This window comes from Methylobacterium sp. WL103 (genome assembly GCF_008039885.1).
Taxonomy (GTDB): Bacteria; Pseudomonadota; Alphaproteobacteria; order Rhizobiales; family Beijerinckiaceae; genus Methylobacterium; species Methylobacterium cerastii.
On the sequence record NZ_VRUX01000845.1, the window covers coordinates 1 to 1,430 of the forward strand.

Below are 1,430 nucleotides of genomic sequence, written 5' to 3' on the forward strand. Positions count from 1 at the left end.
CGCGAGCGCCGGCCCGTGCGCATCCGCGATCGCGAAGCAGGCGGCCACGAGGGCGGCGCCCATGGTCTGGCCGAGGAGCCGCGAGGTGGCGACGATGCCGCTCGCGCCCCCGGACCGCGCGGGCGGCGCGCTCGTCATGATCGCGCGCAGGTTCGGCGCCTGGAAGAAGCCGAAGCCGCCGCCGCAGATCGCCATCCGCCAGCCGATGTCCACGACGCTCGGGTTCGCCGGAAGTCCCGCGAGCAACCCCATCCCGAGGGCGAGGATCGCGAGCCCGATGCCGCCGAGCAACCCGGGCGGGTAGCGGTCCGAGAGCCGCCCGGCGAGCGGCGCCAGCAGCGCGACCACGACGGGCCAGGGCGTCATCAGGAAGCCGGTCTCGACCTGCGTGCGCCCGAGCGTGTGCTGGAACAGGAACGGCAGCGAGACGAAGGCGAGCCCCTGCGCCGCGAACGAGCACACCGACGTGGTGGCCGAGAGGGCGAACAGCGGACGCCGGAGCAGGTCGGCGGCCAGCATCGGCGCGGGATGCCCCGCCTGCCGGCGCAGCAGGAGCAGGAAGCAGGCGAGCGAGCCGACGGCTTCCGCCAGGATGCGCCAGAGCGGTCCTTCGTGGGCCGCCTCGCCGAGGGCGAGCACGAGGAGCGCGAAGGCGGAGGCGTTGAGCAGCGCGCCGACGACGTCGAAGCGATGGCCGGAGCGCCCGGTGTCCGGCAGCGCGGTCCAGGCCAGGAGCAGGGCGACGAGGCCGATCGGCACGTTGACGGCGAAGAGCCAGGGCCAGGGCGCGGCGACGAGGATCAGCGAGGCGACGGTCGGGCCGACCGCGAAGCCGACGCCGACGACGAAGGCGTTGAGGCCGACGCCGCGCCCGAGCTGGTCGGCCGGATAGATGAAGCGGATGAGGGCGATGTTGACCGCTATCAACGCGCTCGCGCCGACGCCCTGCAGCACCCGCGCCGCGACGAGCGTCGGCAGCGACCAGGCCAGGGCGCAGACGAGCGAGGACGCGGTGAAGAGGATGAAGCCTGCGATGTAGATCCTCTGCTGGCCGACGATCTCGCCGAGCGCCGCGATCGGCAGCAGCGTCGCCACGACGGCGAGCTGGTAGGCGTTCACGATCCACACCGAGGCGCTTGGGTCGACGCCGAGGTCGGCGGCGATGGTGGGAAGGGCGGTGTTGGCGATCGCCGTGTCGAGGGTCGCGAGGGCGACGCCGGTGAGCACCGCGACCATCGCCCGCCCCCGTCGCGCCGGCGGCAGGCCGTCATGGGCCGGAACGTCCGACGGGGCGATCGGTGAGGACATCGCGTGGGGATCTCGCGGGGGTGGCGGCGTGCTGCATGCGACCGTGGGCGGCACCTTGGCAAGAGTGCCCGGGGCCAGCGCAACCAGGGCGAGCGGTGCCCCATCGCGAGACGCGCCCGCCC

1 protein-coding gene is annotated in these 1,430 nt (G+C 74.1%); it reads right to left on the reverse strand.

The features are described 5' to 3' along the window. A partial coding sequence (locus FV222_RS26005) for an MFS transporter (protein ID WP_147816006.1) occupies positions 1 to 1,308 on the reverse strand: 1,308 nt, incomplete at its 3' end. Positions 1,309 to 1,430: the final 122 nt, after the last annotated feature.